This window comes from Sneathiella sp. (assembly GCF_047631475.1).
Classification (GTDB): Bacteria; Pseudomonadota; Alphaproteobacteria; order Sneathiellales; family Sneathiellaceae; genus Sneathiella.
Genome location: NZ_JBLHZT010000001.1, coordinates 45,677 through 72,089, shown reverse-complemented (window position 1 = coordinate 72,089; position 26,413 = coordinate 45,677). Strand labels below are relative to the sequence as shown.

At 49.5% G+C, this 26,413-nt stretch carries 25 protein-coding genes and 1 other RNA gene; 14 read left to right on the top strand and 12 right to left on the bottom strand.

Annotation, left to right across the window (positions count from 1 at the left end; genetic code table 11):
* Positions 1–4: 4 nt before the first annotated feature.
* The 3 genes from yidC to argB are packed head-to-tail and all read left to right on the top strand — an operon-like array spanning position 5 to position 3,331.
* Complete coding sequence (yidC, locus tag ACJAYR_RS00360) at positions 5–1,753, top strand: membrane protein insertase YidC (protein WP_415234754.1); 1,749 nt, start codon at positions 5–7, stop codon at positions 1,751–1,753.
* Between the two features lie 6 nt (positions 1,754–1,759).
* Positions 1,760–2,410 (top strand): ribosome biogenesis GTP-binding protein YihA/YsxC, encoded by a 651-nt coding sequence (gene yihA / locus ACJAYR_RS00355; protein ID WP_415234753.1) that lies wholly within the window; start codon positions 1,760–1,762, stop codon positions 2,408–2,410.
* Between the two features lie 15 nt (positions 2,411–2,425).
* A complete protein-coding gene (gene argB / locus ACJAYR_RS00350) occupies positions 2,426–3,331 on the top strand; it encodes an acetylglutamate kinase (RefSeq protein WP_415234752.1) in 906 nt (301 codons plus the stop codon).
* Between the two features lie 36 nt (positions 3,332–3,367).
* On the opposite strand, the gene ACJAYR_RS00345 is transcribed toward argB, so the two are convergent.
* The gene (locus tag ACJAYR_RS00345; protein ID WP_415234751.1) at positions 3,368–4,618 is read right to left on the bottom strand and encodes a DUF2336 domain-containing protein; all 1,251 of its coding nucleotides are present in this window, start codon (positions 4,616–4,618) and stop codon (positions 3,368–3,370) included.
* Positions 4,611–6,347, bottom strand: coding sequence for a diguanylate cyclase (locus ACJAYR_RS00340; RefSeq protein ID WP_415234750.1), 1,737 nt, complete (start codon positions 6,345–6,347; stop codon positions 4,611–4,613). Before ACJAYR_RS00340 ends, ACJAYR_RS00345 begins: the two co-directional genes overlap by 8 nt.
* Positions 6,348–6,492: 145 nt before the next feature.
* Here ACJAYR_RS00340 and ACJAYR_RS00335 point away from each other — a divergent pair, with 145 nt between their 5' ends.
* Both ACJAYR_RS00335 and dapD read left to right on the top strand, forming a co-directional pair.
* Complete coding sequence (locus tag ACJAYR_RS00335; RefSeq protein ID WP_415234749.1) at positions 6,493–7,179, top strand: pyrimidine 5'-nucleotidase; 687 nt, start codon at positions 6,493–6,495, stop codon at positions 7,177–7,179.
* 71 nt (positions 7,180–7,250) lie between these two features.
* Positions 7,251–8,096 carry a 2,3,4,5-tetrahydropyridine-2,6-dicarboxylate N-succinyltransferase gene (gene dapD, locus ACJAYR_RS00330; protein ID WP_169543301.1) on the top strand — a complete coding sequence of 282 codons (846 nt, stop codon included), beginning with the start codon at positions 7,251–7,253 and terminating at the stop codon, positions 8,094–8,096.
* 31 nt (positions 8,097–8,127) lie between these two features.
* Here the strand turns inward: dapD and ACJAYR_RS00325 are convergent, their stop codons facing one another.
* The gene (locus ACJAYR_RS00325; RefSeq protein ID WP_415234748.1) at positions 8,128–9,015 is read right to left on the bottom strand and encodes a DMT family transporter; all 888 of its coding nucleotides are present in this window, start codon (positions 9,013–9,015) and stop codon (positions 8,128–8,130) included.
* A 118-nt stretch (positions 9,016–9,133) separates the two neighbouring features.
* Here ACJAYR_RS00325 and dapE point away from each other — a divergent pair, with 118 nt between their 5' ends.
* Both dapE and ACJAYR_RS00315 read left to right on the top strand, forming a co-directional pair.
* Entirely contained in the window at positions 9,134–10,294 is a 1,161-nt protein-coding gene (gene dapE / locus ACJAYR_RS00320; RefSeq protein WP_415234747.1) for a succinyl-diaminopimelate desuccinylase, read from the top strand.
* 5 nt (positions 10,295–10,299) lie between these two features.
* Complete coding sequence (locus tag ACJAYR_RS00315; RefSeq protein ID WP_169543303.1) at positions 10,300–10,869, top strand: hypothetical protein; 570 nt, start codon at positions 10,300–10,302, stop codon at positions 10,867–10,869.
* 3 nt (positions 10,870–10,872) lie between these two features.
* Here the strand turns inward: ACJAYR_RS00315 and ACJAYR_RS00310 are convergent, their stop codons facing one another.
* Positions 10,873–11,370 (bottom strand): Lrp/AsnC family transcriptional regulator, encoded by a 498-nt coding sequence (locus ACJAYR_RS00310; protein WP_415234746.1) that lies wholly within the window; start codon positions 11,368–11,370, stop codon positions 10,873–10,875.
* 257 nt (positions 11,371–11,627) lie between these two features.
* On the opposite strand from ACJAYR_RS00310, the gene ACJAYR_RS00305 reads away from it, so the two are divergent.
* Genes ACJAYR_RS00305 through astB form a run of 5 tightly spaced genes read left to right on the top strand, consistent with a single transcriptional unit; the run spans position 11,628 to position 17,887 of the window.
* Positions 11,628–12,800: an aspartate aminotransferase family protein gene (locus ACJAYR_RS00305; protein WP_415234745.1), complete on the top strand. Its 1,173-nt coding sequence runs from the start codon at positions 11,628–11,630 to the stop codon at positions 12,798–12,800.
* A 9-nt stretch (positions 12,801–12,809) separates the two neighbouring features.
* Positions 12,810–14,039 carry a hydrolase gene (locus tag ACJAYR_RS00300; RefSeq protein ID WP_415234744.1) on the top strand — a complete coding sequence of 410 codons (1,230 nt, stop codon included), beginning with the start codon at positions 12,810–12,812 and terminating at the stop codon, positions 14,037–14,039.
* The gene (locus ACJAYR_RS00295; RefSeq protein WP_415234743.1) at positions 14,036–15,055 is read left to right on the top strand and encodes an arginine N-succinyltransferase; all 1,020 of its coding nucleotides are present in this window, start codon (positions 14,036–14,038) and stop codon (positions 15,053–15,055) included. The genes ACJAYR_RS00300 and ACJAYR_RS00295 overlap by 4 nt, the downstream gene beginning before the upstream one ends.
* Before the next feature lie 16 nt (positions 15,056–15,071).
* On the top strand, positions 15,072–16,541 hold the full coding sequence (astD, locus tag ACJAYR_RS00290) for a succinylglutamate-semialdehyde dehydrogenase (protein WP_415234742.1): 1,470 nt from the start codon (positions 15,072–15,074) through the stop codon (positions 16,539–16,541).
* Positions 16,538–17,887 (top strand): N-succinylarginine dihydrolase, encoded by a 1,350-nt coding sequence (gene astB, locus ACJAYR_RS00285; RefSeq protein ID WP_415234741.1) that lies wholly within the window; start codon positions 16,538–16,540, stop codon positions 17,885–17,887. Before astD ends, astB begins: the two co-directional genes overlap by 4 nt.
* On the opposite strand, the gene truA is transcribed toward astB, so the two are convergent.
* From truA to def, 3 genes are read right to left on the bottom strand one after another with little or no spacing between them, the layout of a single operon-like run.
* The gene (truA, locus tag ACJAYR_RS00280) at positions 17,875–18,618 is read right to left on the bottom strand and encodes a tRNA pseudouridine(38-40) synthase TruA (protein ID WP_415234740.1); all 744 of its coding nucleotides are present in this window, start codon (positions 18,616–18,618) and stop codon (positions 17,875–17,877) included. The two genes, astB and truA, sit on opposite strands and share 13 nt — an antisense overlap.
* The gene (gene fmt / locus ACJAYR_RS00275) at positions 18,618–19,532 is read right to left on the bottom strand and encodes a methionyl-tRNA formyltransferase (protein WP_415234850.1); all 915 of its coding nucleotides are present in this window, start codon (positions 19,530–19,532) and stop codon (positions 18,618–18,620) included. The genes truA and fmt overlap by 1 nt, the downstream gene beginning before the upstream one ends.
* A 19-nt stretch (positions 19,533–19,551) precedes the next feature.
* The gene (gene def, locus ACJAYR_RS00270) at positions 19,552–20,073 is read right to left on the bottom strand and encodes a peptide deformylase (RefSeq protein WP_169543310.1); all 522 of its coding nucleotides are present in this window, start codon (positions 20,071–20,073) and stop codon (positions 19,552–19,554) included.
* Between the two features lie 122 nt (positions 20,074–20,195).
* Between def and ACJAYR_RS00265 the strand changes: the two genes are divergently transcribed.
* A complete protein-coding gene (locus tag ACJAYR_RS00265) occupies positions 20,196–21,317 on the top strand; it encodes a DNA recombination protein RmuC (protein WP_415234739.1) in 1,122 nt (373 codons plus the stop codon).
* Here the strand turns inward: ACJAYR_RS00265 and recR are convergent.
* From recR to ffs, 4 genes are all read right to left on the bottom strand, one after another.
* A complete protein-coding gene (gene recR / locus ACJAYR_RS00260) occupies positions 21,314–21,916 on the bottom strand; it encodes a recombination mediator RecR (RefSeq protein ID WP_415234738.1) in 603 nt (200 codons plus the stop codon). The genes ACJAYR_RS00265 and recR overlap by 4 nt on opposite strands.
* 15 nt (positions 21,917–21,931) lie before the next feature.
* Positions 21,932–22,255 (bottom strand): YbaB/EbfC family nucleoid-associated protein, encoded by a 324-nt coding sequence (locus ACJAYR_RS00255; RefSeq protein WP_169543312.1) that lies wholly within the window; start codon positions 22,253–22,255, stop codon positions 21,932–21,934.
* Positions 22,256–22,267: 12 nt separating this feature from the next.
* Positions 22,268–24,106 carry a DNA polymerase III subunit gamma/tau gene (locus ACJAYR_RS00250; protein ID WP_415234737.1) on the bottom strand — a complete coding sequence of 613 codons (1,839 nt, stop codon included), beginning with the start codon at positions 24,104–24,106 and terminating at the stop codon, positions 22,268–22,270.
* 74 nt (positions 24,107–24,180) lie between these two features.
* Positions 24,181–24,276: signal recognition particle sRNA small type (ffs, locus tag ACJAYR_RS00245), an RNA gene on the bottom strand.
* A 149-nt stretch (positions 24,277–24,425) separates the two neighbouring features.
* Between ffs and nudC the strand changes: the two genes are divergently transcribed.
* On the top strand, positions 24,426–25,349 hold the full coding sequence (nudC, locus tag ACJAYR_RS00240; RefSeq protein ID WP_415234736.1) for an NAD(+) diphosphatase: 924 nt from the start codon (positions 24,426–24,428) through the stop codon (positions 25,347–25,349).
* Positions 25,350–25,752: 403 nt separating this feature from the next.
* Here the strand turns inward: nudC and ACJAYR_RS00235 are convergent, their stop codons facing one another.
* A complete protein-coding gene (locus ACJAYR_RS00235; RefSeq protein ID WP_219821578.1) occupies positions 25,753–26,313 on the bottom strand; it encodes a queuosine precursor transporter in 561 nt (186 codons plus the stop codon).
* Between the last annotated feature and the right edge of the window lie 100 nt (positions 26,314–26,413).

Here is a 26,413-nt window from a genome sequence, read left to right as displayed (position 1 = left end):
ACAAATGTCAGATCAGAAGAATGTGATCCTTGCGGTCGTCCTGTGCATAGGGATTATTTTTGGGTTTCAGTATTTTTTCCCGTCCCCGGAAATTGAAAATCAAGCCGCGCAGAATAATGAACAGGCCGCAACGAATGCGAACGGTTCAACGGCACCAACCCCAGGCACAGCGGGTACAGCGGCCGTTCCTTCCGGAACATCCGCAGCGCTTCCTGCAATGAGCCGTGAAGAAAGCCTTGCGAAAACGCCGCGCATTAAAATTAATACGCCGTCCCTGCATGGCTCAATTGCGCTTAAAGGGGCTCGGATCGACGATTTGACATTGGTCAATTACCGCGAAGAAGTTGATCCAACCAGCCCGGAAATCAAGCTCTTCTCTCCAAGCGGATCTCCCAAGCCTTATTATGCTGAATTTGGCTGGAGCGTTGGACCGGAAACGACTGTAAAATTACCAAACTCCAACAGCATCTGGACCACGACTGCTTCAGAACTGACAACGGAAAAACCCTTGGTCCTGACGTGGGATAACGGTGAAGGTCTGATCTTTACCCGGACATATGCTGTTGACGATCACTTTCTATTCACGGTCAATCAGAAAGTTCAAAACAATACAGGCAATCCGGTTACCCTGTATCCTTACGGACTGATTTCGCGAACTGGTATGCCCGAAACAACAGGCTTTTACATCCTGCATGAGGGTCCAATCGGTGTCTTTAACGAAACCTTGGAAGAGGTTGACTATGATGATCTGATGGAAGAAGGAACCCGCGCCCAGACCTCCACGGGTGGCTGGATCGGCATGACAGATAAATTCTGGCTTGCTGCTCTTATCCCGGATCAGGCAACGCCTTCGAAAAGCCGTTTTAATCATGTGGCTCAGGGCAACCGCTTCCAGACTGACTATGTCAGTCAAACAGGTGTGACGATACCGGCCGGCGGCTCTTCGGACGCAACAAACCGTTTATTTGCGGGTGCTAAAGAAGTTCATGTTCTGGATAATTATGAAGAAGAATTTGGCATTTCCCGCCTTGAACTGGCGATCGACTGGGGTTGGTTTTACTTCCTTACAAAGCCGATTTATTTCGCCCTTGAGTTCCTTGACGCACAAATCGGCAATCTGGGTCTCGCGATCCTTGCTCTAACCGTTATCATCAAACTACTTCTATTGCCATTGGCTCATAAATCCTATGTGTCGATGACCAAAATGAAGAAGCTGCAGCCAGAAATGGTGAAGTTGCGCGAACAGTTTGGAGACGACAAGCAAAAGCTTAATCAGGAAATGATGGCCCTGTACAAACGGGAAAAAGCAAATCCTGCGGCTGGCTGCCTTCCGATCCTGCTTCAGATCCCGATTTTCTTCGCGCTGTACAAGGTTCTCTTTGTGACCCTGTTGATGCGCCATCAGCCGTTTTATGGATGGATCACCGATCTGTCGGCACCTGACCCAACCAATCTGTTCGAACTGTTTGGTCTGATCCCATGGTCGCCTCCAGAATTCATGATGATCGGTGCCCTGCCTATCCTGATGGGTCTGAGCATGTACCTACAACAAAAATTCAACCCGCAGCCGGCAGATCCGGTTCAGGCAAAGATCTTCCTGTTCATGCCAATTTTCTTTACCTTCCTGTTGGCAAGCTTCCCTGCTGGACTGGTAATCTATTGGACTTGGAACAACTGTCTGAGTATTGCGCAGCAGTGGTTCATTATGAAAAGGATGGGTGTCAGCGTCAGCGGTCAATCTACGAAAGCATGATCTTGAATGACTAAAATGACAGAACAAGAAAAAGTGGAGGCGGCCCGTATTGAAGAGGGCCGCCTCCTTTTTGCAAAGGAATGTACCTTTGTCGCGGGCGCCGCAACTCTTGCGATGCTCCCAGAATTACCGATGAATGAGGTTGCATTTGCCGGCCGATCAAATGTTGGTAAATCAAGCCTTATCAACGCACTGACAAATCGCAACACGCTTGCGCGAACGTCAAACACACCCGGCCGCACCCAACAGATCAATTTCTTCGACTTGGGAAGCCGGATGTATCTGGTGGATTTGCCCGGTCATGGTTACGCAAAAGTGTCGAAAGAGAAAGTTGCTGCCTGGACGGGACTGGTCAATACCTACCTTCAGGGCCGCGCCAAATTGCGCCGTGTTTGCCTGCTGGTTGATAGCCGCCATGGCCTTAAAGAAGTGGACCGGGAAATCATGTCCATGCTGGATAAGGCCGCCGTGAATTATCAGATCATCTTGACGAAAGTGGATAAATCGAAAAAATCCGAACTGGATGACGTTATAACAAACACACAGAGCGAGTTGAAAAAAAGACCGGCCGCCCATCCTGAAATCATGCTGACAAGTTCAGCAAAGGGAACAGGCATTGCGGAACTACGGGCAGAGCTTGCCTCTTTGGCTGAATAAAGAAGGATCGTTGGGATGGCGAAAAAGCAGATGACAGTTGAAGAACAACTTAAAAAAGCAAAAATCCTGTCTGAGGCATTGCCTTATATGCATCAGTTTGCCGGACAAACATTTGTTATTAAATATGGCGGACATGCCATGGGCGATTCCGCCCTTGCTGAAGACTTCGCCCGTGATGTCGCCCTGTTAAAACAGGTTGGAATTAATCCTATTATTGTTCATGGGGGCGGCCCGCAAATCGGTGCCATGCTGGACAAGCTGAAAATCCAGAGTTCGTTTATTGACGGCCTTCGGGTCACAGATCAGGCCACTGTGGAAATTGCTGAAATGGTCCTGAGTGGATCTTTGAACAAAAATATTGTTCAAGCCATCAATAAGGCCGGTGGTTTAGCCATTGGACTTTCCGGCAAGGACGGGAACCTTATCGAAGTTCAGAAACTGACACGCACCAAGCGAGACCCCGACAGCAATATCGAACGCATTCTGGATTTAGGATTTGTCGGCGAACCAAGCCGGATCAATCCTGAAATTCTGGAAAGTTTTGAAGATATTGATGTCATTCCAGTGATCGCCCCAATCGGGGTCGGACCGCATGGTGAAACTTTTAACATTAATGCGGACACTGTCGCCGGCCATATTGCAGCTGCCATTGGCGCCAGCAAACTGATCATGCTAACCGATGTTGAAGGTGTTTTGGACAAGCAGAAAAAACTTATCAATCAGCTGTCTCAAAATGACGTCAAAGTTCTTCAAAAAGACGGAACTATTTCAGGCGGCATGATACCAAAACTGGAAACCTGCCTATTCTCACTGGACCGGGGCGTTAGCGCGGCTCACATTCTGGATGGCCGCATTCCGCATGTCCTGCTTCTGGAAACCTTTACCGAACACGGTATCGGAACGATGATCCACGCCGACTAGCAACTGATAAAAAGCCGAAGACCTTCTTCGGCTTTTTTATTCTTCCACATAAAAAGAAAGCTGCCAGTCCATTTCCTTTTCGTCAAAAGGATATTCCACGCCATCTTTTGCGTTTACCAATTTTGTATTGGGGACATGGGCAATTTCTGTCTGGATCCGAATAGCCAGCCGCATAGACAATTTTGCACGCCAGCAAAGGGATGTTACGACTTTGCCGTTTCGCGAGTTCAGGATCCGGCGGATCACTCCGACGGACAACCCGGTCATCAACGCCAGCCCATTATGAACGAAACTAAGGTCTTTTGATGCCACGGCTTCGGTCAGCGTCTTTTCATCCAGCCTGCCCGTCGCCCAAAGCTTCTCGGCACGGACCTGCCCATCATCTTCCCTCGGCTCGTCAAAATTCTCAACTTCTTCGATACGCCCTTTAACAGACTTTTTCAGTTCTTTTTCAATATCCGGCGACAAGTCATTTCTCTCCACCAGCTTATCGACAAGAGACGAGGCCACAAAACCGGCAATGCGGCGCATGGCCCGAATGGAAAGATCGACCCGCATCACCATAGGCTCATGCAAGTCTTCTACCGTTTCAGCCTGACTGATAATCTGATCCAGTGTGTCTTCACGAACCCGCGCGGAAGAGTTGGCGAGCAAAGCCGCCACAGCCGGAATTTCCAGTGAGGCAGCCACCGCGTCAGAAACATCCTCTCCAATATTGGGGCGTCTGGCGATGGCAGGCAACGCCCCGGCCGCAACACCGCTGGCGATTACTTCCAACAGGTCTGCTTCGGTCAAAAGCGGTGAATATTCAAGAACAGGGCTCGCCACGATTTCTTCGACATCTTTAGCCAGTGCCATGATGACATGCTTGGGAGCCTCCAGCGTATCTTTCAAGGACTCCGAGAGAATAGCGCGTACAGAGGGCAACTGATCCGAGGCAAGGACTTCAAGAATTTCTATGGTTTGTTCGCGAATTGAATCCGCATCTGTGCCGCTGATATCCGGAAGAATTTTACATATTTTTCGAGCAAGTTCAGATCGAACCTGATCATCCGTATCCGTTGCCAAAATGGTGTTGGCCTGAACGGGAGTATTCGTATTACGCGCAACATTCCGCCGGACTTCTGGCGAGTTATCATCCGTCAGGTAATACAAAACCTCTGGCCGAACAGAAGCACTGGATGCCAGTTTTGCCCGTACTTTCGGGTTTTCGTCCCGTGCAAGCCCCTTACTATCTTCGTAGCTGACTTCTTGCTTTTTCTTTTTGCCGAATAACTTCTTAAGCATCTTTTTGTTCCACTTTTTCTACAGCATCCGCGATAGAAAAAGCCCCCTTCCCCCGAGCCTTAACCTTATACATTGCCGCATCTGCGCGCGCCAATAAACTATCCAGTGTTTCATTATCCTGCCCATCTGTGAGGGCAATGCCAATTGAAAAACTCAAACTGGGATCCAAAACATTGAGACGGCCAGACATTTCCTGGCAAAGCTTTTGCAAATGTTCCGCTTTCTCAATTGTTTTATCGCGCGGAATGTCTTCCAGCCACATAGCAAATTCATCACCGCCCAATCGGGCAACCATATCACCAACCCGGGAATGCTCTGCCAGAAGTTGACTAACGCCCTTGAGAACTTCGTCCCCTTTTTCGTGGCCAAAGCGGTCATTAACCGGCTTAAAATTATCCAGATCAATATAAAATAATGCGTTGCCACCCTTGGACCTTTGACGGGTTTTAAGACGTTTTTCAACATCCTCATGAAAGGCCCGGCGATTAAGCAAACCACTTAATTCATCGGTACGGGAGAGTTGCTCCAACGTTTCGCGCGCCTTTATTTGAATAAGAGCAACACCCAGATGTTCGCTTAACAGGCGCATCAGGCGGTTTTCTCCCTCCTCCAGTTCGGTCGCTTCTTTCCGTCGAATCAACGCAACGGCGCCATCCAACTGATTGTTCGACTGAATGGGGGCAATAAACAAACGCCAATCACCGCTTTCCAGTTCCGTCAGTCCGTCGGTTTCAACGGTCGTTTGATGACGCATCCAACTGAGAAACGCTGCCTCCACTTCATCATTTACCCCACTTTTGAACATCATCTCAAGCGAACCAGATGAGTTTTTCCGGCTTAGCATCATGCGGGTGCTGTTTAATGCATCACATGCCCCGCGACCGGCGATTTCGAACAATCGGGCTGGGTCAATTTCATGGCGGATAGCGTCAATGATCTTTGAGAAAACTTTTTCCTGTGCCGCCATTTTCTCAAATTGAGAGCGCTGCTCCATCTCAAAAGTAATGTCATGCCCCGCGCCCCGGCAACCGATATGGCTTCCAGCATCATCAAAAACGGGGATGGATGAAATACGCATGCAGGCCAATGCAGACGACCGATCCCGCAACCAGATCACCTCATCTTCCACCGGCACTGCACTTTCAAACGGGTTTTTGAGGGCACCTGCCTCGTCATCTTCGGAAGAAATAATCAGATCCCGGGCCAGACGACCATCCAGTTCTGAGGCCGTGAAGCCAATCGCCCCTCGTGGAGAGACATATCGGAAACATCCATATTCGTCGGTTTCCCAAACAAATTCAGCAGTACAGGTAACTAGGTCCTTAAATAGCTGCCGGGACGCAACCAGCGCATTTGTCAGGTTCCGCTGCATACTGACATCTTTTCCAGTAACCAGAACACCCCCTCCCGACAGAGGCAGCAGCGTCAGATCGAACACTTCGATTACATCGTCAGTACCATATGTGAAGGTAAAATGTTCGGAACGGTTTCGTGTCAGAACACCTTTTACTGTGCTTCTGAATTTACCATCCGTTTGCTTTCCCATTTCGTTAAGCAAGGGAACAGAAGAGAGGTTGCCTTCAACCAGTTGGTAATCCTCGTCCAATATAAATGCAGGCCCCGGAAAATTTTCCAGCAATGTCTCCTGATCTTCGAGAATGACACCCGGCACCGGCTTGGCACTTAATGCATTATTCCTGCCAAATGACAGGGAACTAAGCAAACCCATAAATTAATCCATGCTAAAATAATTTTTTTTTAATCTCGAAAGCCTAATGAAAACAACTTAACAGCCCCTTAAAAACCAAAAGAAATAAGAAAGTTTCTAACAAATTTTGCTTGTTCTTTTCACAGTCAGACACCACACTTGAAGGATGGAACAAAAAAGTAATTGGTCTGATTTTTCAGACATCGATACATGGATTTTCGATCTCGACAACACGCTGTATCCCGCTCATTGCAATCTATTTGCGCAGATTGATCAAAAAATGGGGGACTTTGTCGCTGATTTTTTAAAAGTCGACCATGCAGAAGCAAAAAAAATTCAAAAGCACTACTTTCAGACCTATGGGACAACGTTAAATGGCCTGATGAAATGTCATGACATGCATCCGGATGATTTTTTGGCGTTTGTTCATGATATTGACGTGAGTGAAATGGCCCGGGCTGAAAAGCTGGATGCCGCCCTACATGAGCTCAACGGTCGAAAAATCATTTTCACGAACGGTTCTGATGATCACGCGACAAATGTATCCCGGCAACTGGGGATCGATCATCATTTTGACCATATTTTTGATATTCGAAAATGTGACTTTATTCCCAAGCCCGAAATATCTGTTTACCATAAAATGATTGATGAACTGGATATCACACCAAGTCGGGCCGTTTTCTTTGAAGATATGGCAAAGAATCTTAAGCCCGCACATGATCTGGGAATGACTACAGTTTGGGTCCCGAACGAGGAACACTGGTCTTCAGAAACCTCGGAAGGACCTCATATTCATCATATTGCGGAGGATTTGCCCGATTGGCTGCACCGCTTGCTGGCAAGCAGGCCCTAGGCAGTTGACTTGACGCTTCCGCACGGTATGGTGCGACAACAGAATTCCACTTATAAAATTGAGGTTCAAGAATGAGTCTGACCGAATTGCAACCGGTTATTGAAGCGGCATGGGACAACCGGGATGCCATTTCTCCTGCCACAAAAGGCGAACAACGCGATGCCATCGAGGCAACACTTCTCGCACTTGATAGCGGTGCTGCCCGTGTTGCAGAAAAAACAACAGATGGCTGGCATGTCAATCAATGGCTTAAAAAGGCGGTTCTCCTGTCTTTTCGCCTAAACGATATGGAAATGATTGCAGGGGCGCCGGGGACAAACAGCAATTGGTATGACAAAGTTCCCAGTAAATTCGAAGGCTGGACAGAGGACACTTTTAAAGCCGCGGGCTTTCGGGCGGTTCCAGGGTGTGTCGTACGCCGCAGTGCCCATATCGCACCAAATGTGGTCTTGATGCCTAGCTTTGTTAATCTTGGCGCTTTTGTCGATTCTGGAACGATGGTTGATACCTGGGCCACTGTTGGCTCTTGCGCGCAGATCGGTAAAGATGTGCATCTATCTGGCGGTGTTGGCATTGGTGGCGTTCTGGAGCCACTTCAGGCCGGTCCTGTGATCATCGAAGATAACTGTTTTATTGGGGCCCGCTCTGAAGTAGTTGAAGGGGTTGTTGTTGAAACAGGTGCCGTTCTGTCCATGGGTGTGTTTATTGGTGCCTCCACAAAAATTGTGAACCGGGAAACCGGCGAAGTTCATATCGGACGTGTCCCGGCTTACTCCGTCGTTGTTCCAGGAAGCCTTCCTGGCAAGCCATTGCCGGACGGAACACCTGGACCAAGCCTGTATTGCGCAGTGATTGTTAAAACTGTTGACGAACAAACACGGTCGAAAACATCTATCAACGACTTGCTACGCGACTAAGCAACGTTTTTCGCCATTTGAAAAACCCGCCTTAAACGGCGGGTTTTTTTCTGTTCTCGCGGTAGACCATATATAATCCACTCGCGGCAATAACCGCGGATCCAACCCAGACATTAGAGGTTGGAATTTCATCAAATAGAACGACCCCAAGCAGCACAGCCCAGATCAAGGCTGTATATTCAAAGGGGGTAATGACCCCTACTTCACCAATTGTAAACGCCTTGATGATGAAAAAATTTCCAATCAAAGACAAAAACGCAACAATTGCGGCAACGCCAACATCAGCAACTGGCATCGGAACCCAATAAAAGACTGACCCTATCGCACCACACAACATGACCACAAAATTCACGTAGAAGACAATCGTAAACGTGGCTTCTGTTGAGCCAAGCCAGCGACTGCTGAGCATCAAAAAACAGTAGGCAAGGCTGCCCCCCAGCACCAGAAAAGCCGCCGGATCAAAAACCTCGCTCGTTGGTTGAACAACGTAGAGAACGCCGCAAAATCCAACAAAAATTGCCCCCCATCGATGCACGCCGACCTTTTCTTTAAAGAACGGTACCGACAACGCTGTCATGACAAAGGGTGAAATGAAGAAGACAACTGTAGCCTCCGCCAACCCCATGGAACGCAACGCGCTGAAAAAACAAAAGGGGGCAACAAAGCCCAATACCCCCCGCACGCCATGCGCAAAAACACGATTGGTTTTAATCAGGCGCAGTCCGCCCATAAAAGGCACCAATGCCAAAAGAACCACAACGTTCATTAGGCTACGAACGAACAAAATCTGAAAAACCGAGTAGTCAGCATGAACCAGCCATTTTGCCGCCGCATCCATTGTCGACATGGTAAAGATTGCCGCAACCATATAAAGAATACCGGTCAGGTTATTAATGCCGGGGGCGTTGTGTGATGTCATGGGCTAGCCTGCGAAAGAGAGGAAAAACAGACTTATCCCGGATTATCTCGTACGTCAATTATCCGTCAAAGACATTGACCCTCCAGAACGGGAACGGTAAAGGACATACATGACTTATATGGATGATCTTGATGTTGTTACGCTCACGCAGGAGCTTATGCGCTGCCCAAGTGTAACCCCCGCCGACGCAGGTGCTTTAAATGTTCTGCAATCTGTCCTTGAAAAAATCGGTTTTGACTGTCACCGGCTGACTTTTTCAGATGACAATACGCCAGATGTTGAAAATCTTTACGCACGATATGGCACGGGCGCGCCTAATTTCTGTTTTGCCGGCCACACAGACGTTGTCCCTCCCGGCGACCTTAACTCGTGGAGTGTTGATCCGTTTGATTCTGTTATCAAAGACGGAATGCTGTATGGTCGCGGCGCAGCCGACATGAAAGCTGCTGTCGCGTGTTTTGCTGTCTCTGCCCAACGCCTGATCAAATCCCGCAAAGGAAAGTTTGACGGATCAATCAGCCTGTTGATTACAGGGGATGAAGAAGGGCCCGCCATCAACGGAACCCGCAAAGTACTTGAATGGATGTCAGAACAGGGCGAGCGGATTGATCATTGCCTTGTAGGGGAGCCGACAAATCCGAAAGCACTTGGTGATATGGTCAAAATTGGTCGGCGCGGTTCATTCACCGGTTTCTTGACCGTCAATGGCACGGAAGGACATGTTGCCTACCCTCACCTAGCGGACAATCCTGTTCCTCACCTGATCGCCATGATGTCTGCGTTGGATCAGATGCATCTTGATGATGGCAGTGCCCATTTCCAGCAAAGCAATCTAGAATTTACCACCGTGGATGTGGGGAACCCTGCGACCAATGTTATCCCGCCGGCAGCCAGAGCGACCTTCAATATTCGCTTTAACACAGAACATACGCTTGACGGTCTGGATCATAAAATACGATCCCTGCTTGACGAAATTGCCAAGGACCGAAATGCCAACTATGATCTGAAAGTCCTTAAGAATTCAGAGCCTTTCCTGACAAGCGAGGGGGACTTCAGCAGCTTGGTTGCACAGTCCATTGCGGAGCATCTTGGCACAAAACCTGAGCTTTCAACTACAGGGGGCACATCTGATGCCCGCTATATTAAAAACTACTGCCCCGTTGTCGAATTTGGCCTTGTCGGGCAGACGATGCATAAAGTCGATGAACATGTTGCTGTCGACGATATTGAGCAGTTAGCCAATATTTACACGTCAATTTTAGATGGATATTTCAAATAAATCAGATGGCCGGTCTCTACGAAGTTATTTACTCATTATTTGGTAGTTTCCGGCTCGCACTACGCGACCCCGATGCTTTGCGGTATTTTAATCTGTCCCCGGCTGGTTTTTGGGCGTCTTTTACCGCACTTCTACTTTCCGTCCCGTTGCTTGCCTTGGATTTCTATCTTGATTTTCGTTTAATTGGGGCGGAAATCCCTGCTCTACCGTTTATCTTGAGCAAGCTTGGCATCACCTATGTTTCCTGGCTGCTATATTTGGTGATCGTCGGAGTTGCAGACCAGTATATTTTTGAAACGAAAAAGTTTGGCAACTTTACCATTATCTATAACTGGGCACAGCTTGCTCTAATCTGTGTCTGGCTCCCATTTTCCATTCTTTCTATGGGCTATCTTGGCCTCGCACTAACGTCCCTGCTGTCCCTGACATTCCTGATCCTCTCCTATGTTTTTCTTTGGTATATCTTAAGACGGACACTCGAAATTTCGGGAACTGCGGCTGTACTGATGGCGTTTATTGAATTTGTTGTCGCGCTTTCCCTACATCAGATCGTGCTGCGCATTTTTTACGGGTAAATTCTATTGAAGAAGTGCATCTAGTGGATATCCGGTGAATTTTTTGTTCTCTGTCATTACCACATGGGTTTTGATATTCACGACATTGGCGCCGGAATTGAGAAGCTTTTCGTTTACTTCGTGGTACCGCTCCATATCCGCACAAACGATGCGCAGGATAAAATCACATCCTCCGCTCACAGTATCGCACTGGACAACCTCTGACACCCCTTCAATAAACTGCTCAAACACTCGAAAATCCTGCTGGCGGTGGCTTTCCAATGTCACCATGGCGATGCAGGTAATATACCGGCATAATCGATCCAGATTTACCGTACCTTGATAGGGGCCTATACATCCATCTTCTTCAAGTTTGCGAACCCGAGCCAGACAGGAGCTCGGGGACAGCCCCACCTGTTCGGCCAGTTGCTGGTTGGTTATTCTCGCTGACTTCTGCAATGACGAAATAATATTCTGATCAATTGCATCAAGCACTCTCTTACCGCTGCCATTACTCAACATGACTCTCCTTTCAGAATATTACCCTTTAACGGATTAGGCCTACAGGACCTTAAAATCAAGGAAATTTGACTTGTTTTTATAAAAACCTATCTCACACTGTAAGAGATAGAGACACAACCGAATATAATTCGGCAATACCCCAAGATTTCACATTTTATTCGGTAAGACACCCTAAATTCGAAACCCTATTTTCCATCAACCTTGCTACGCTACTGGACAATGTCTGATACAAAAGCCTGATATAAACTGGAGGAAAAATGCCCCATCAAACCCTTATGGCAACATATGCCCCACCGGAAATCCTCTTTGAAAGGGGAGAAGGCTCCTATCTGATTACCAAAGAAGGAGAGCGGTATCTGGATTTCATTTCCGGGATCGCGGTAACTGGATTTGGGCACAGCCACCCTCACCTTGTTGGTGCCTTAAAAGACCAAGCAGAAAAATACTGGCATACATCAAACATGTTCCGTGTGGAACAGGGAGAACAGCTTGCTGACAGGCTTTGCAAACATAGTTTTGCTGATCGCGTCTTCTTTGGCAATTCCGGCGCTGAAGCCGTTGAGGCGGGCCTCAAGATAATGCGCCGGTATCATTTTGACCGCGGTGATACTAAACGGACCCGCATTATCGGAATGGAAAATGCTTTTCACGGGCGAACGATCGCAACAGTTGCCGCCGCGGGTAACCCCAGCCATATCAAAGGCTTCTTCACTGGCGATCTGGAATGCGATCACGTCCCGTTCGGCGATATTGACGCGCTTCGTGCGGCCATTACGGATGAAACCGCAGGTGTCATTCTAGAACCGGTTCAGGGAGAAGGAGGCGTCTTACCCGCCCCAAAAGGCTATCTTGAGGCTGTCCGGGCACTGTGTGATGAAACCGGCATTCTTATGATGCTCGATGAAATCCAGTGCGGCATGGGCCGGACAGGGAAGCTCTTCGCCTATGAATGGTCTGGCATTAAACCTGATATTCTTTCCTCGGCGAAGGGATTGGGCGGGGGTTTTCCAATTGGTGCTTGTCTGGCAACGGAAAAAGCCGCGGCCTGCATGGTCATTGGAACCCATGGGTCAACCTTTGGCGGAAATCCACTCGCCACGGCGGTCGGTAATGCGGTCCTTGATCTGTTGCTTGAAGATGGTTTTTTACAGCAGGTTCAGGAAACCGGGGAAACACTAAGGCAGGGATTGGTTGAACTGACACAAAAACATCCTAACGTCATCAGTGATGTTCAGGGTCTGGGGTTGATGCTCGGTGTAAAATGTGTTGTCCCTAACACTGAAATGCTCTCCCGCCTCAGGGATGCCCGGCTTTTGTCTGGCCGCGCCGGGACTGATATCCTCAGGCTTCTGCCACCGCTTAACCTGTCAGATGACGACCTTGCAAAAGGGCTCGGCATCATTGACGACGTTTGCAGCCACTGGAAGTAGGGTTTATCCATGTCTTTACCGCCTTTTCTATCCTGGATCGATGACCAACAGTCCGCAATGGTCGACACTGTCTGTCAGTGGGCACAGATCAATTCAGGCAGTGACAATCTGGACGGCCTGGCCGAAATGGCCGACTGCCTTCAACAGGCATTCGCCAAAACCGGCGGTCAATCCGAGCTACTGGCATCCGACCCGATGCCATTGGTGACAAAAGACGGACAAGAGGACAGCCGGGCTGTTGGTCAGATGTTAAAAGTATCCATTCGACCCGAGGCAAACAGACGTGTTCTTCTGTGCGGGCACATGGATACCGTGTTTGGTAAGGACAGCCCGTTTCAATCCTGCACGGATCTGGGCGGCGGTAAAATCGGCGGTCCGGGAACGGCTGATATGAAAGGCGGCCTGATGGTTATCCTGACGGCCTTGCAAGCGTTTGAGAAAAGCCCCGAAAAAAGTCAGCTTGGCTGGGATGTTCTGATAAATGCCGATGAAGAAGTCGGCTCCTTCGGCTCGCGCGAAACGATGACCCATCTTGCAAGAAAAGCCGATTTAGGTCTGGTATATGAGCCTTCTCTGGCGGATGGAACTTTGGCGGGTGCCCGTAAAGGAAGCGGCAATTTCACCCTCGTCGTGCGAGGGAAAGCTGCCCATGCCGGCCGGGATCACCATTTGGGCCGCAATGCAATTGCCGCCCTGTCAGAAGCGGTTGGCAAGATCCATATGCTTTCGGGGCAGCGCCAGGATTTAACTGTTAATGTTGGGCATATATCGGGTGGAGGCGCACTTAATGTTGTCCCCGACCTTGCAATCTGCCGACTGAATGTCCGAATTAAGGCATCAGAGGACAAAGACTGGTTCATTCAGGCCCTCGAAAAAATTACGGCAGAAACCAACCAGCAGGAGGGAATTTCCGCCCAGCTGCATGGTCAGTTTACCCGCCCACCAAAACCGATGAGCCCATCTTTTCGCCATTTATTTGATATCCTGAAACAATGCGGGGAAGACCTGAACCTGCCGATCAATCACAAACCGACGGGGGGCTGTTGTGACGGAAATAATCTAGCCGCAGCAGGATTGCCCAATATTGACACTTTGGGAGTACGGGGTGCCAATATTCATTCTGATCAGGAATATATGGTCTGCGAGAGTTTATCCGAACGAGCAAAGCTCACCGCCCTTCTGCTCCACAAACTGGCGGTAGGGGACGTTACGTTTCCAAAGCGAGAGGAACCACAATGATCGTTATCAGGCGCGCCCGGCATACTGATTTGAATTGCCTTATGGGCATTTCAACAGCCACAGGAAGCGGTATGTCCTCCATGCCAACGAGCCTCACCTCTTGGGAAAACAAACTACAGAAGAGTGAAGAAAGCTTTGCCTTGGAAACAACCCATGCCAACGGCGAAATTTATTTCATGGTTATGGAAGATACCGCATCAAGGAAGCTGGTTGGCACCACCGCCATTTATGCCGGCGTGGGACTGGACCAACCTTTTTATTCCTACCGTGTCTCAACCCTGATTTCGATTTCCAAGGAGCTGGAAAAGAAAAACAAACTGGAAGTGCTTCATCTAGTGAATGATTTCACGGGCAGTACAGAAATTGGATCTCTGTATCTTGATCCTGACTATCGTAAAGACAGGAATGGGCGGTTTCTGTCCAGGTGCCGGTTCCTGATGCTTGCGGATTTCCCTGAACGGTTTGACGAGACAATTATCGCCGAAATGCGTGGGTGGCAGGACAAAGAAGGCCACTCCCCCTTTTGGGAGCAGCTTGGCCGAAAATTCTTCGGTTTAGGGTTTGAAAACGCTGATTTTATGAGTGCGGTCAAGGGAAACCAGTTCATTACAGACTTGATGCCCCGCCACCCTATTTACGTAGACCTTCTGCCCGATGAAGCCCGAAATGTCATTGGCGTCCCGCATGAAGCATCTTATCCCGCCATGCGGCTGCTTGAGAAAGAAGGATTTCGGAAAAGCGGCTATGTCGACATCTTTGATGGTGGCCCAACCGTGCAGTGCCAGATGAGAAATATTGCCACCGTTCAAAAATCTGAACGTCGGGTCCTGTCTGAGATTCTGGCAAACGATAGCCTGTCTGACGACCCGTATATGATTAGTAATACTGACCTCAAAAATTATCGATTTGTCTGTACGCCCCTTGTCCTTGCAGAGGACGGCACCGTGCATATCACGCAAGAGACCGCCGAAACTTTACAGGTGGAACCCGGACAGACCATCAGCTTTGCGAAATAAAGCAAAAGGAGCCCCCATGACACAGGCCACACTTTTTATCGGCGGACACTGGCGATCTGCGAACGGCACGCCTTTTTCGTCTGAGAACCCTCAGACCGGAGAAATTGTCTGGCGCGGAAGATCGGGAACAGAGCAGGATGTTGATGATGCTGTAAAAGCCGCGTCACGGGCCTTTGAAAAATGGGCCCTGATGCCGCTTGCCGATCGCATAGAAATTATTCGCGCCTATCAAACAATTCTTAAGGAAAGAAAAGAAGAAATCGCCTCGCTGATCGCTTCTGAAACCGGCAAACCTCTTTGGGAATCCCTGACCGAAACTGCCACTATGATCGGAAAGGTCGATCTGTCTCTTTCTGCCTACGATGCCCGTACGGGCCAAAAAGAAACACCGATCCCCGGCGCTACCGCACGCCTTCGGCACAAACCGCATGGCGTTATCGCTGTTTTCGGTCCCTATAATTTCCCCGGACATCTCCCCAATGGTCACATCGTGCCTGCATTACTTGCAGGAAATTGCGTCATCTTTAAACCAAGTGAGCTTACGCCCGCTGTCGCCGAAAAAATGGTTCAATGTTGGGAAGAAGCCAAATTACCAAACGGTGTCCTGAACCTTGTACAAGGCGGTGCCGATACCGGAATAGCCCTCAGCAGCCATGAGGGCATCGACGGTTTATTTTTTACAGGGAGTTCACGGACAGGCAGTTTGATCCATTCGGAATTCGGCGGTCGGCCCGGGAAAATTCTAGCCCTTGAAATGGGCGGAAACAATCCATTGATCGTTACCAATGTTTCAGACGTCAAAGGGGCGGTGTATCACACGTTGCAATCCGCTTTTGTAACCGCTGGACAAAGATGCACCTGCGCCCGGCGGTTGATCTTACCCCAAAGCAACCAACGGAATTCCTTTCTGGATCAACTGACCCAAGCAACCCAGTCCATTCAGGTGGGCCCTGACAAAGCGGACAGCGTGCCCTTTATGGGAAGTGTGATTTCAAACAAAGCTGCAGATGGTATGCTTGCCGCACAGGAGAACCTTATTCGGCTGGGCGGCAAGCCGCTTGTAAAAATGGCCCGCTTAGAAGACGGAAAACCGTTCTTGTCACCCGGTCTTATCGATGTAACCGAGATTTCAGAATTACCAGACGAAGAATATTTTGGCCCGCTTTTACAAATCATCAAAACCGACGATTTCAAATCGGCTGTTCAAATCGCGAACAAAACACGTTTTGGTCTTTCCGCTGGTATTTTTACAGATGACCCCGCTGAATATGAAACCTTCCTTGCTTTATCCAAAGCAGGCATCGTCAATTGGAACAGACCGCTGACCGGTGCAAGCGGAGCAGCACCATTTGGCGGCATCGGGGCCAGCGGCAATCACCGACCAAGTGCCTTTTACGCCGCAGACTATTGCGCCTATCCTGTTGCCTCTGTAGAGGCAGACAAAGCCGACCTGCCCGAGACACTGACACCTGGGATCTCCTTATGACTTTGAGTGCAGAAATAAATTTTGATGGCTTGGTAGGACCAACCCATAACTTTGCCGGATTATCGCATGGTAATGTCGCGTCTACGAAAAACCGCGACGCGTCCTCTCATCCCAAGGCCGCGGCCCTTCAGGGCCTTCAAAAGATGAAATCCCTTATGGATGTGGGACTGATGCAAGGGGTCTTGCCGCCCCTGGAGCGCCCCCATATACCGACGCTACGGGCTCTGGGTTTCACCGGAACGGATGAACATATTCTCTCGACTGTACAAAAACAGGCACCTCATCTGTTAGCCTCAGTCTCCTCGGCTTCGTCCATGTGGGTGGCTAATGCTGCAACCGTTAGTCCGGCAGCCGACACGACGGATGGCCGTACCCATTTCACACCGGCAAACCTGTCCGAAATGTTTCACAGATCCATCGAACATCCGGATACAGGGCGCATATTGAAGAAAATTTTCTCGCACCCCGACTATTTTGCTCATCACGACGCCCTTCCGCCCGGCTCCTTCTTTTCAGACGAAGGGGCGGCGAACCACACGCGATTGACACCTTCGGCAGAAAGCCCAGGCGTTGAAATTTTCACCTATGGGCGCTCTGCCTTTGATCTTTCCACGCCTCGCCCCGCCCGATATCCTGCGCGCCAAACACGCGAGGCCTGCGAAGCCGTTGCGCGAAATCATGGGTTATCCGCAAACCGCACCCTTTTTGTTCAACAAAATCCGGCCGTTATTGACGCCGGTGTCTTTCACAACGATGTAATTGCAGTGGGCTCCGCAAACTGCCTCTTTTTCCATCAGGACGCTTTTTTAAACTCTGAAGAATTTATTCAAAAATTGAAACGCTGCTTTACTGGCAACCCCTTGTCTTTGATTGAAGTATCCCGAAAGGACGTGCCTGTAGAAGACGCTGTTGCAACCTACCTGTTTAATACGCAGCTGGTTCAGCTTCCCGGAACAGAGAACGACCTGCAACTGATCGCCCCGATGGAGTGTAAAAACAATAGCCGCGTATACGATTATCTGAACCATTTATTAGCGCAAAACACACCAATAAAAACGATCCACTATAAAGAACTTCGGGAAAGTATGAACAATGGCGGAGGACCTGCCTGTCTTCGGTTGCGGGTCAGCCTGTCCGAAGCAGAAAGAGACAGCCTACAGACACGTGTTCTTCTTGATAATGCACTTTATGAAGATCTGGTAGCATGGGTCCACAAACATTACCGCGATACCCTCAGCCCGGCGGATTTAGCCGATCCACAGTTGTTGCAGGAAAGCCGCGAAGCGTTGGATCACCTGACCGACATACTGAAATTAGGAAGCGTTTATCCGTTTCAGCTATCGTAATCCACATCCGTTAGATAAAGCCCGTATGCCGGAGCGTTGGGACCTGCTTTCTGCCGGTCCCGCGCATCCAGCGCTTTCTGCACATCGTCCTTGGTCCATTGACCGGTACCAACAAGTGACAATGTACCAACCATGGAACGCACCTGATTGTGAAGGAAAGACAGAGCGGACACGCGAACCTGTATTTCATCATCGAAACGCTGAACATCAAGTTTAGACAATGTCCGAACCGGTGATTTCGCCTGACAGGCGGCGGCCCGGAAACTGGTAAAGTCGTGGCGCCCGATCAGTATTTCGGTCGCCGCCTTCATCGCATCACTGTCCAAATCACGCTTTACATGCCACGCAAGCCCATTATCGATCGTCAAAGGGGCCCGGCGATTGATGATACGATAGAGATAATGCCGACCGGTCGCAGAAAAACGCGCGTTAAACTCGCTATCAACCTGACGACAGTCTAAAATGGCGACCCGTGCCGGTTTCAAATGCTGATTAATCGCGTTCATGACGGTTCTGGTCGTATGATCCCCTGACAGATCAAAGGTGGCCACCTGGCCTAAGGCGTGAACCCCGGCATCTGTTCGTCCGGCCCCTTGAATACGGATATCTTCACCGCAGAATTTAAAAATCGCTTCTTCGATATGTTGTTGAACAGACGGGCCATTTTCCTGCCGCTGCCAACCGACCAGATCGCGACCATCATATTCAATCGTGATTTTATAGCGAGGCATCAGGCGAGAACCTCACCTTTTGAAAGAGGGTAGCCATTGAGAAAGGTTTTTGTATCCATCGGGGATTTTCCAGCTTTTTGAAGCATGGTTAGCTTCAAGGCCCCTTCACCGCAGGCAACCTTCAGCGTATCATCCAACACTTCACCGGGTGTACCTGTACCGTCTGCCACTTCAACGTTCAATACCTTGATCCGCTGACCGTCGCGTTCAAAATAACAACCGGGAAATGGGCTTAAACCCCGAATATGACAGCTTAATTCCGTCGCAGGCATCGACCAGTTGATCACGGCTTCGGCCTTGTCTATTTTCTTGGCATAAGTGACACCGTCTTCATTTTGTACGCGCGGAACAAGGGTCCCTGTTGGCAGTTCATTCAGCGTCTCGACCATCAGCGTGGCACCAATATCAGCCAACGCATCATGGAGCGTTGCGGCGGTTGTGTTGGACTGGATTTCAACAGTCGCTTCGGCCAGCACATCTCCCGTATCAAGGCCCTCAGCCATTTGCATCACACCGACACCAGTTTGCCGATCCCCCGCCATAATCGCCCGTTGTATCGGCGCCGCACCGCGCCATCGTGGCAACAAAGACGCGTGCAGATTAAGACAGCCATATTCAGGCGCTTCCAATATTGGTTTTGGTAAAATCAACCCATAAGCCACGACAACTGCAACGTCCAAATTCAGGGCCGCGAACTCGGCTTGCGCCTCGCCTGAGCGCAAAGAAACAGGCGTTCTTACTTCTATGCCCGCCTCTTGTGCCAGTTTGTGAACAGGTGTCGGAACAACCTTTTTACCGCGTCCTGCTTTGCGGGGCGGCTGTGAATAAACACACACCACATCATGAGGGGACGCCAACAATGCTTTCAGAACTGTGCACGAAAAATCGGGCGTTCCCATGAACGCGATTCTCAGATTATTCATGCCCCGTATCCTAACTTGCCTGTTTTTTAATTTTGAGAAGCTTGCGTAAAATCATATTCCGCTTCAAAGCGGAAATGTGATCAACAAACAGAATGCCATCCAGATGATCCATTTCATGCTGAACGCACGTCGCGAGCAAGCCGTCAGCATGCAGTTCCTGAGTTTTACCATCCAGATCCAGATATTTGACCTTCACTTCTGCTGGGCGCACAACATCGGCATAATGCTGCGGTACTGAAAGACATCCTTCTTCATAGGAGGCGTCATCATCAGAAACCCATGTTATTTCAGGATTAATAATCGCGATCGGTTGTGGGTCTCCCTCTTTCGAGCCTTTACCGACGACATCCATAACCAAAACACGTTTTTGAACGCCCACCTGAATGGCGGCAAGGCCAATACCAGGGGCTTCATACATGGTTTCAAACATGTCATCGACAAGTTTGCGGATTTCATCGTCCACAGTCTCGACAGGAGTGGAAATTGTTTTAAGCCGCGGATCCGGCGCGGTAATAATGGGCAATAGGGCCATAGTCTTTAGACAGTCTTCACGTTACATTAAGCAGGGTGCATTTTCTCCCTTTAGGTATTACTCTGCTGGGCCTACGTCAAGGTTCTTAAGAAAAGCAAAAATTGTGGGCTGGAGGCCCTTCTATGGAATATTTACTGATTGCCGTTATTATTCTCCTCGTTGTTGTCACCGCTTTCATGGCTTTAAAACTGGCAAAATCGGAAAAAATGATCCACGGGGCGATGTCAAACAGTGAGAACCTGACCCGCCTGACAGAAAATCTTCTAAACCAGCAGGCTCAACTGGAAGGGCAGCTAAGACAGATCTCCGCCGATGGGGCAGCGAGCCGAAATGAAATCAACAAAACCCTCTCCGATCGACTGGATACGGTCTCGAAACGACTTGGAGACAGCCTCGAACAATCCAGCGAAAAAACCGGTAAGTCATTGAATGATCTACAAACAAGGCTGGCGATCATTGATAAGGCGCAAAATAATCTGACTGATTTATCCAATCAGGTCGTCGGACTGCAGGACATCCTCGCAAACAAGCAGGCGCGGGGTGCTTTTGGCGAAATTCAATTAAATGATCTGGTAAAATCGGCGCTGCCGCCTTCGTCATACGATTTTCAAGTGACCCTGAATAACGGGAGACGGGCAGACTGCCTGATCCGGCTACCCAATCCACCCGGACCGATTGTTGTCGATGCAAAATTTCCACTTGAAAGCTATCACTTGATCCGCAATGCAAAGTCCGAGGCTGAAATCCAAACCGCTAATCGTGCGTTTATTTCGGCGATGACCAAGCATATCAGTGATATTGCGGGCAAATATATCATTGACGAGGAAACGGCCGAATCTGCTTTGTTATTTCTTCCCTCTGAAGCCGTCTATGCCGAACTTCATGCCAATTTTCCGCAGATTCTGGAAAAGTCCTACCAGGCGCGGGTCTGGATTGTTTCACCCACCACTTTAATGGCGACACTGAATACTGTCCGCGCGGTTCTCAAAGATAGTCAAATGCGGGAACAGGCGGGTGTCATTCAAAAAGAAGTGGGCATCCTGATCAAGGATGTCGACCGTCTGGACAAGCGCGTGGACAATCTGTCCAAGCATTTCGCACAAGCCTCAAAGGATATTGGTGAAATTGAAACATCCAGCCGCAAAATTTCAAGCCGGGCTGAAAAAATAGAAGATCTTCAGCTTGGGGAAAATGATCAGGAAGATCTGCTTTCAAGCCCCCCTGACCGTCTTCAACAGAACTAGGCGTGAGATCGCCGGGATTTAAGGGCTGTTGCCAGCGTCCCGTCATCCAGATAATCCAGTTCACCGCCAACCGGCACGCCATGGGCCAAATGACTGACTGTCAGGGTTGGATTTGTATCTTCAATCCTTTCAGTCAAATAATGAGCGGTTGTCTGACCATCGACTGTCGCATTTAATGCCAGGATAACCTCTTCAACCGTCTCATCGCTCAATCGATTAAGCAGGGGTTCAACTTTCAGATCTTCCGGTCCAACCCCATCAAGGGCAGACAGCGTTCCGCCAAGGACCTGATATTGACCGGAAAAAACGCCAGCCCGTTCGAGCGCCCACAAATCCGAAACATCTTCAACCACACAAATGGTTTTCTTGTCCCGCGCCGGGTCTATACAAACCGAGCACGGATCAAGGGTATCCAGATTTCCACATTGGCCGCATGTTTTTACGTTTTCTGCCGCCGCCGACATTGCATTTGCCAATGGCATCAGCAGACTTTCCCGATGCTTTATCAAAAACAGGGTTGCCCGACGCGCAGAGCGGCTGCCAAGCCCCGGCAACTTGGAAAGCAATTGGATCAATTGATCAATTTCGGATGTGTTCATAAAATAACGACCAGCTTAAAAAGGCATTTCCATTCCGGGAGGAAGTTGCAACCCACCGGTCATCTCTTTCATTTTTTCCTGACTATAAGCCTCGACCTTGCTGCGGGCATCTGCATGGGCCGCTTTAATAAGGTCTTCCATGACTTCCTTGTCATCCGGGTCAACCAAAGATGGGTCTATTTTCAACCCTCTCATATCCCCTTTACCGTTCAATGTAACCTCAACCATCCCGGCGCCCGAAACGCCGGTCAGTTCATGGTCCTGCAATGCCTGCTGCATTTCAGCCATTTTGGTCTGCATCTCCTTGGCCTGCTTCATCAGGTTGCCAAGATTTTTCATGGGACTTCTCCGTTACTCACTATCATCATTGGGCGATATGTCACCGTCTGCCATAAATTCAAGACCCGGCCCTAAATCCCGGACATCCCGAATAGACGCACCCTCAAAAATACTTTTAACACTTTGGACAAGCGGATGCTTGTCAATCGCGGCAATCATCGCGGCCTTATCCAATGCCCGCTTTTCAGCGACGGTTGGCGCACCTTCGGCATTTGCCGATAAGGTCACGGACCACTTCTCGCCCGTGATCTCCCGCAATCTGATCCCCAAACGGGCGGCCAGATCGGCAGGCGCGCTAGGCGCAGGGCTAAATTCCAACACACCTTTTTCAAACTTGACCGGACGAACAAAATTGATGAGCTGGCTACGCAGCATCACATCACTTCGGTCATGCAGCAGGTTGACCAAATCCTCCATGTCAACAAAATCTGCCTCCCTTTTTAGGGGTTCAGCAGATTGCACGGCTGGCTCAGACACCGGTTCAGACGCGACAGGTTCAACTAATGACAAATGCGCACGGGGCGCCGTTGCCTTCTGATAGGCCTGTTCAGTTTGAGGGTTTTCAGACATTGCAGGTGACGCATTTGACACCGCCAGCGTTGCGGCGCCACCTGACCGCATCGACGCACCGGTTCCATGCCCGCCAGAGGGGGACGAGGGTTTTGCCTGCTGCGGGCTTCCTGCCCCATCCTGAATTTTCTTCGCCAGGTCTTCCGGCGAGGGTAAATCGCTCGCATAAGCCAGCCGCACCAAAATCATTTCGGCTGCAGCAAGGGTCATGGGTGCATTACGGACTTCATCCAATCCTTTTAACAACATCTGCCACGCCCGCGCCAGAGAAGGCATACCCAGCGCCTGAGCCATTTCCTGTCCGCGGGAGACATCACCGCCTGACATGGCGACGTTATTGGCAGCCTCCGGTGTTACTTTCAACGTAGTCAGCCAATGGGTCAACTCCAACAGGTCCTGAATAACAACCACCGGATCAGCACCGCTATCATACTGACTGCGTAAAATCGTCAACGCCTCGGCTATCTCGCCTTTTAAGATGGTTTCCAGCAAATCCAGCATGCGGGAGCGATCGGCCAATCCCAGCATATCCCGAACCTGCTCGGCAGAGACCGCCCCGTCTCCATGTGCAATAGCCTGATCCAACAAGGACAATCCATCCCGGACTGAGCCTTCGGCCGCACGCGCAATCAAAGCAAGTGCATTATTTTCAATTTCAGCATTTTCTTTCGCTGCAATCGTTCCGAAATAATCTGCCAGCATTTCCGCATCGACCCGCTTCAGGTCAAACCGCTGACACCGGGAAAGAACGGTTACTGGTATTTTACGAATCTCAGTGGTCGCAAAAATGAATTTCACATGTTCAGGCGGCTCTTCCAGTGTCTTCAGCAAGGCATTAAACGCGTTTTTCGACAGCATATGCACTTCGTCGATAATATAAATTTTATATCGGCCACTGACTGGCAGATAGCGCACCCCGTCGATCAATTCACGGATGTCATCTACACCGGTCCGACTGGCCGCGTCCATTTCCAGAACGTCCTGATGCCGATCTTCAGAAATAGCGATACAGTTTTTACAAACACCGCACGGATGGACCGTTGGTCCGCCGTCACCATCGGGTCCGGTACAATTCAGACCACGGGCGATAATTCTGGCCGTTGTCGTTTTTCCGATCCCCCGTGTGCCTGTCAAAACAAAGGCATGCGCCAGCCGCCCTGATTCCAAGGCATTGGACAGAGTTTTGACCATGGCTTCATGGCCGATTAGATCATCAAAATTTGATGGTCTGTATTTACGTGCAAGGACACGATACGCTGAATTGGAGTTTTCTTCTGACATTGGCGCAGCATATCAGACCCCGATCGAATTGATCAAAGAAATATACGCCTGTTTCCAATAAAATGTGGGGGTAAATAGAAGACTGACAACGACCCGCGCCGTAACTCGTTACGGCTGCTTCCTTCCGGACCTGACCGGGTTCGCGAGGGGCACGCCCATCGCCAGCCTTCCAACGCTTATATCTGATAAGTTCGTTAAAGAAGCAACCCCCTAAAGTATTTTTTTTGACGGCCATCAATATTTTTGGGTCTTTTCTGCATTAAAAGCCCTCATGATCATGATTGCGCGCCCGTAAAAGTTATGCGAGAGTTCCGCCATCATGACAAAACCACTCGTATTTACCGGCAATCGATTTGACCGGGCTGCCCAACATCGCGCTGATGCGAAATGGATGGCAGAAAAACAAAAACAACCATCCACACGGTACCTACCGCTTCACAACCTGAAAGCCTTGATTAATGTACCCGATGGCCCCTCCATCGACTGGCGCGGCTATGCGGATGTCAAAGAATTCATTGAGGCCGGAGCAACTTTGATTTTTTTGGGCATCGCCGATTTTTCCTACCATTTTGCTGTCGATGTCTCTGACATTGAGAACCCTAAACAGCCACCCAATTCAGATTGGGGGAAGTTTATTGACGTTCGCTCCATCTCTGCCCAGTTGCGTCCGGGCGAAGCAGGAGCTTTAGCGCAGGCACGCTCCATGATTTCATGGCATGACAATCACCAATTTTGTGCCGTCTGCGGAAATCAGACGATTTTAAAGGAATCAGGGTATTCCCGAAAATGCAGCAATGACGCTTGCGGCGCCTCTCACTTTCCCCGGACAGACCCTGTCGCCATCATGATGGTTACAAAAGGGGACAAATGCCTGATGGGTCGCGGCCATAATTTCCCGAAAGGACAATATTCCTGCCTTGCCGGATTTATTGAACCGGGCGAGACGATCGAGCAGGGTGTGAGACGGGAAGTCTTTGAAGAGACAGCGATCAAAACAGGGGACGTCACCTATCACTCGTCCCAACCTTGGCCTTATCCATCTTCCCTGATGATTGGCTGCTTCACAGAAGCCCTGAATGAAGAAATTATCCTGGATCCAGTGGAGCTGGAAGACGCCCGTTGGTTCAGCCGCGAGGAAGTCCGTGAATTGCTCAGAAAAGCAGGAACGCTGGAATCACCACGTGCGTCCCCTCCTCTCGCCATTGCCCACCAACTTGCTTTGGCATGGCTGAACGAAGGCTGATGATAAAATGGTGCATCGCAGCATGCTAGTTAAAAAGACCGGGATTTTTCTCCGGTCTTTTTTTTTGATCTGCGCATTTGCCATGAAATGAATCACTTTCAAACGAAAGCACCTGAAACTGAATTGAAAGTCAAAAATATATATCAGATGAACATCAAGTGCCTAAAACACACGCTTTCACTGCCCTGAATTTAAGCATCCTGCATACAAACGCAGCACAATTATTGTGAAAACGAATAAAATGAAAAAAGATGGGAAAAAGAGGAATTTGCACTTGCGATATGATTTCGCAAGTGCAATATAAAGTCAGTCAGCACACACACTGACAGCCCTAATTTAGGGCGTTTCCTCCCGACTTGGGCTGCGTTTGCGCGCAGCCCCTTTTTTTTGTCTGGTCGTCAGATTAGCGGCCAGTGCTGGCCAATGTCAACGGGTCTGTGAATTTTAACAAGCCACGGAACGGAATAATCAAAATTGCGACCATTGCAAGCTTGACCCCATAGTCGCCTAACGCCCAGGTTTCCCAAGGAAGACCAGTACCCGCAAAAGCCAGACTAAAGAAAATCAGGGTATCCACAAAAGAAGCGACAACGGAAGAGACCAGCGGCGCTTTCCACCACACGGCCTGCCGCAACCGATCGAAAAGAAACACATCCAGCAACTGCGCGATTAAAAACGCACTTCCGGAAGCAAGGGCAATCCGTTCATTTGCCAAAAGCAGCGACATTACAACCGCGGCAACAAATCCAACCGTCACGACAAGGCGCGCTTTGGCGGCGCCCAAGGCTCGGTTCGTAAGATCCGTGACCAAAAATGCAAAAGGATAGGTCAAGGCTCCCCATGTCAGCCAATCATTAATCGGAATTTCGACGACAATATTCGATGTTGTGACAACAACGGTCATCGCAATAACGCCCATGATCAGAAAGATGAGTTGCCCCCCGTTCATTTTTGCTGAATTCATAACACTTACCTTCACATATATACGAGTAACAGCCCGTGGTCGGCCGCTCAAATTTGAAAGCGCTTATATTCTCAATATTTGGGGAAAGCAAGTGACTTTC

Bases quoted from the DNA above. Each gene is read 5' to 3' on its own strand.
- ACJAYR_RS00310 (WP_415234746.1), bottom strand. From the start codon at position 11,370: ATGTTGAGTAATGGCAGCGGTAAGAGAGTGCTTGATGCAATTGATCAG.
- ACJAYR_RS00300 (WP_415234744.1), top strand. From the start codon at position 12,810: ATGTCTTTACCGCCTTTTCTATCCTGGATCGATGACCAACAGTCCGCA.
- truA (WP_415234740.1), bottom strand. From the start codon at position 18,618: ATGCCTCGCTATAAAATCACGATTGAATATGATGGTCGCGATCTGGTC.
- astB (WP_415234741.1), top strand. From the start codon at position 16,538: ATGACTTTGAGTGCAGAAATAAATTTTGATGGCTTGGTAGGACCAACC.
- ACJAYR_RS00255 (WP_169543312.1), bottom strand. From the start codon at position 22,255: ATGAAAAATCTTGGCAACCTGATGAAGCAGGCCAAGGAGATGCAGACC.
- argB (WP_415234752.1), top strand. From the start codon at position 2,426: ATGGCGAAAAAGCAGATGACAGTTGAAGAACAACTTAAAAAAGCAAAA.
- nudC (WP_415234736.1), top strand. From the start codon at position 24,426: ATGACAAAACCACTCGTATTTACCGGCAATCGATTTGACCGGGCTGCC.
- ACJAYR_RS00345 (WP_415234751.1), bottom strand. From the start codon at position 4,618: ATGCTTAAGAAGTTATTCGGCAAAAAGAAAAAGCAAGAAGTCAGCTAC.
- yidC (WP_415234754.1), top strand. From the start codon at position 5: ATGTCAGATCAGAAGAATGTGATCCTTGCGGTCGTCCTGTGCATAGGG.
- ACJAYR_RS00325 (WP_415234748.1), bottom strand. From the start codon at position 9,015: ATGACATCACACAACGCCCCCGGCATTAATAACCTGACCGGTATTCTT.
- dapE (WP_415234747.1), top strand. From the start codon at position 9,134: ATGGATGATCTTGATGTTGTTACGCTCACGCAGGAGCTTATGCGCTGC.
- ACJAYR_RS00235 (WP_219821578.1), bottom strand. From the start codon at position 26,313: ATGAATTCAGCAAAAATGAACGGGGGGCAACTCATCTTTCTGATCATG.
- ACJAYR_RS00295 (WP_415234743.1), top strand. From the start codon at position 14,036: ATGATCGTTATCAGGCGCGCCCGGCATACTGATTTGAATTGCCTTATG.
- dapD (WP_169543301.1), top strand. From the start codon at position 7,251: ATGAGTCTGACCGAATTGCAACCGGTTATTGAAGCGGCATGGGACAAC.
- ACJAYR_RS00315 (WP_169543303.1), top strand. From the start codon at position 10,300: ATGGCCGGTCTCTACGAAGTTATTTACTCATTATTTGGTAGTTTCCGG.
- ACJAYR_RS00340 (WP_415234750.1), bottom strand. From the start codon at position 6,347: ATGGGTTTGCTTAGTTCCCTGTCATTTGGCAGGAATAATGCATTAAGT.
- ACJAYR_RS00250 (WP_415234737.1), bottom strand. From the start codon at position 24,106: ATGTCAGAAGAAAACTCCAATTCAGCGTATCGTGTCCTTGCACGTAAA.
- recR (WP_415234738.1), bottom strand. From the start codon at position 21,916: ATGAACACATCCGAAATTGATCAATTGATCCAATTGCTTTCCAAGTTG.
- yihA (WP_415234753.1), top strand. From the start codon at position 1,760: ATGACTAAAATGACAGAACAAGAAAAAGTGGAGGCGGCCCGTATTGAA.
- ACJAYR_RS00265 (WP_415234739.1), top strand. From the start codon at position 20,196: ATGGAATATTTACTGATTGCCGTTATTATTCTCCTCGTTGTTGTCACC.
- astD (WP_415234742.1), top strand. From the start codon at position 15,072: ATGACACAGGCCACACTTTTTATCGGCGGACACTGGCGATCTGCGAAC.
- ACJAYR_RS00335 (WP_415234749.1), top strand. From the start codon at position 6,493: ATGGAACAAAAAAGTAATTGGTCTGATTTTTCAGACATCGATACATGG.
- ACJAYR_RS00305 (WP_415234745.1), top strand. From the start codon at position 11,628: ATGCCCCATCAAACCCTTATGGCAACATATGCCCCACCGGAAATCCTC.
- def (WP_169543310.1), bottom strand. From the start codon at position 20,073: ATGGCCCTATTGCCCATTATTACCGCGCCGGATCCGCGGCTTAAAACA.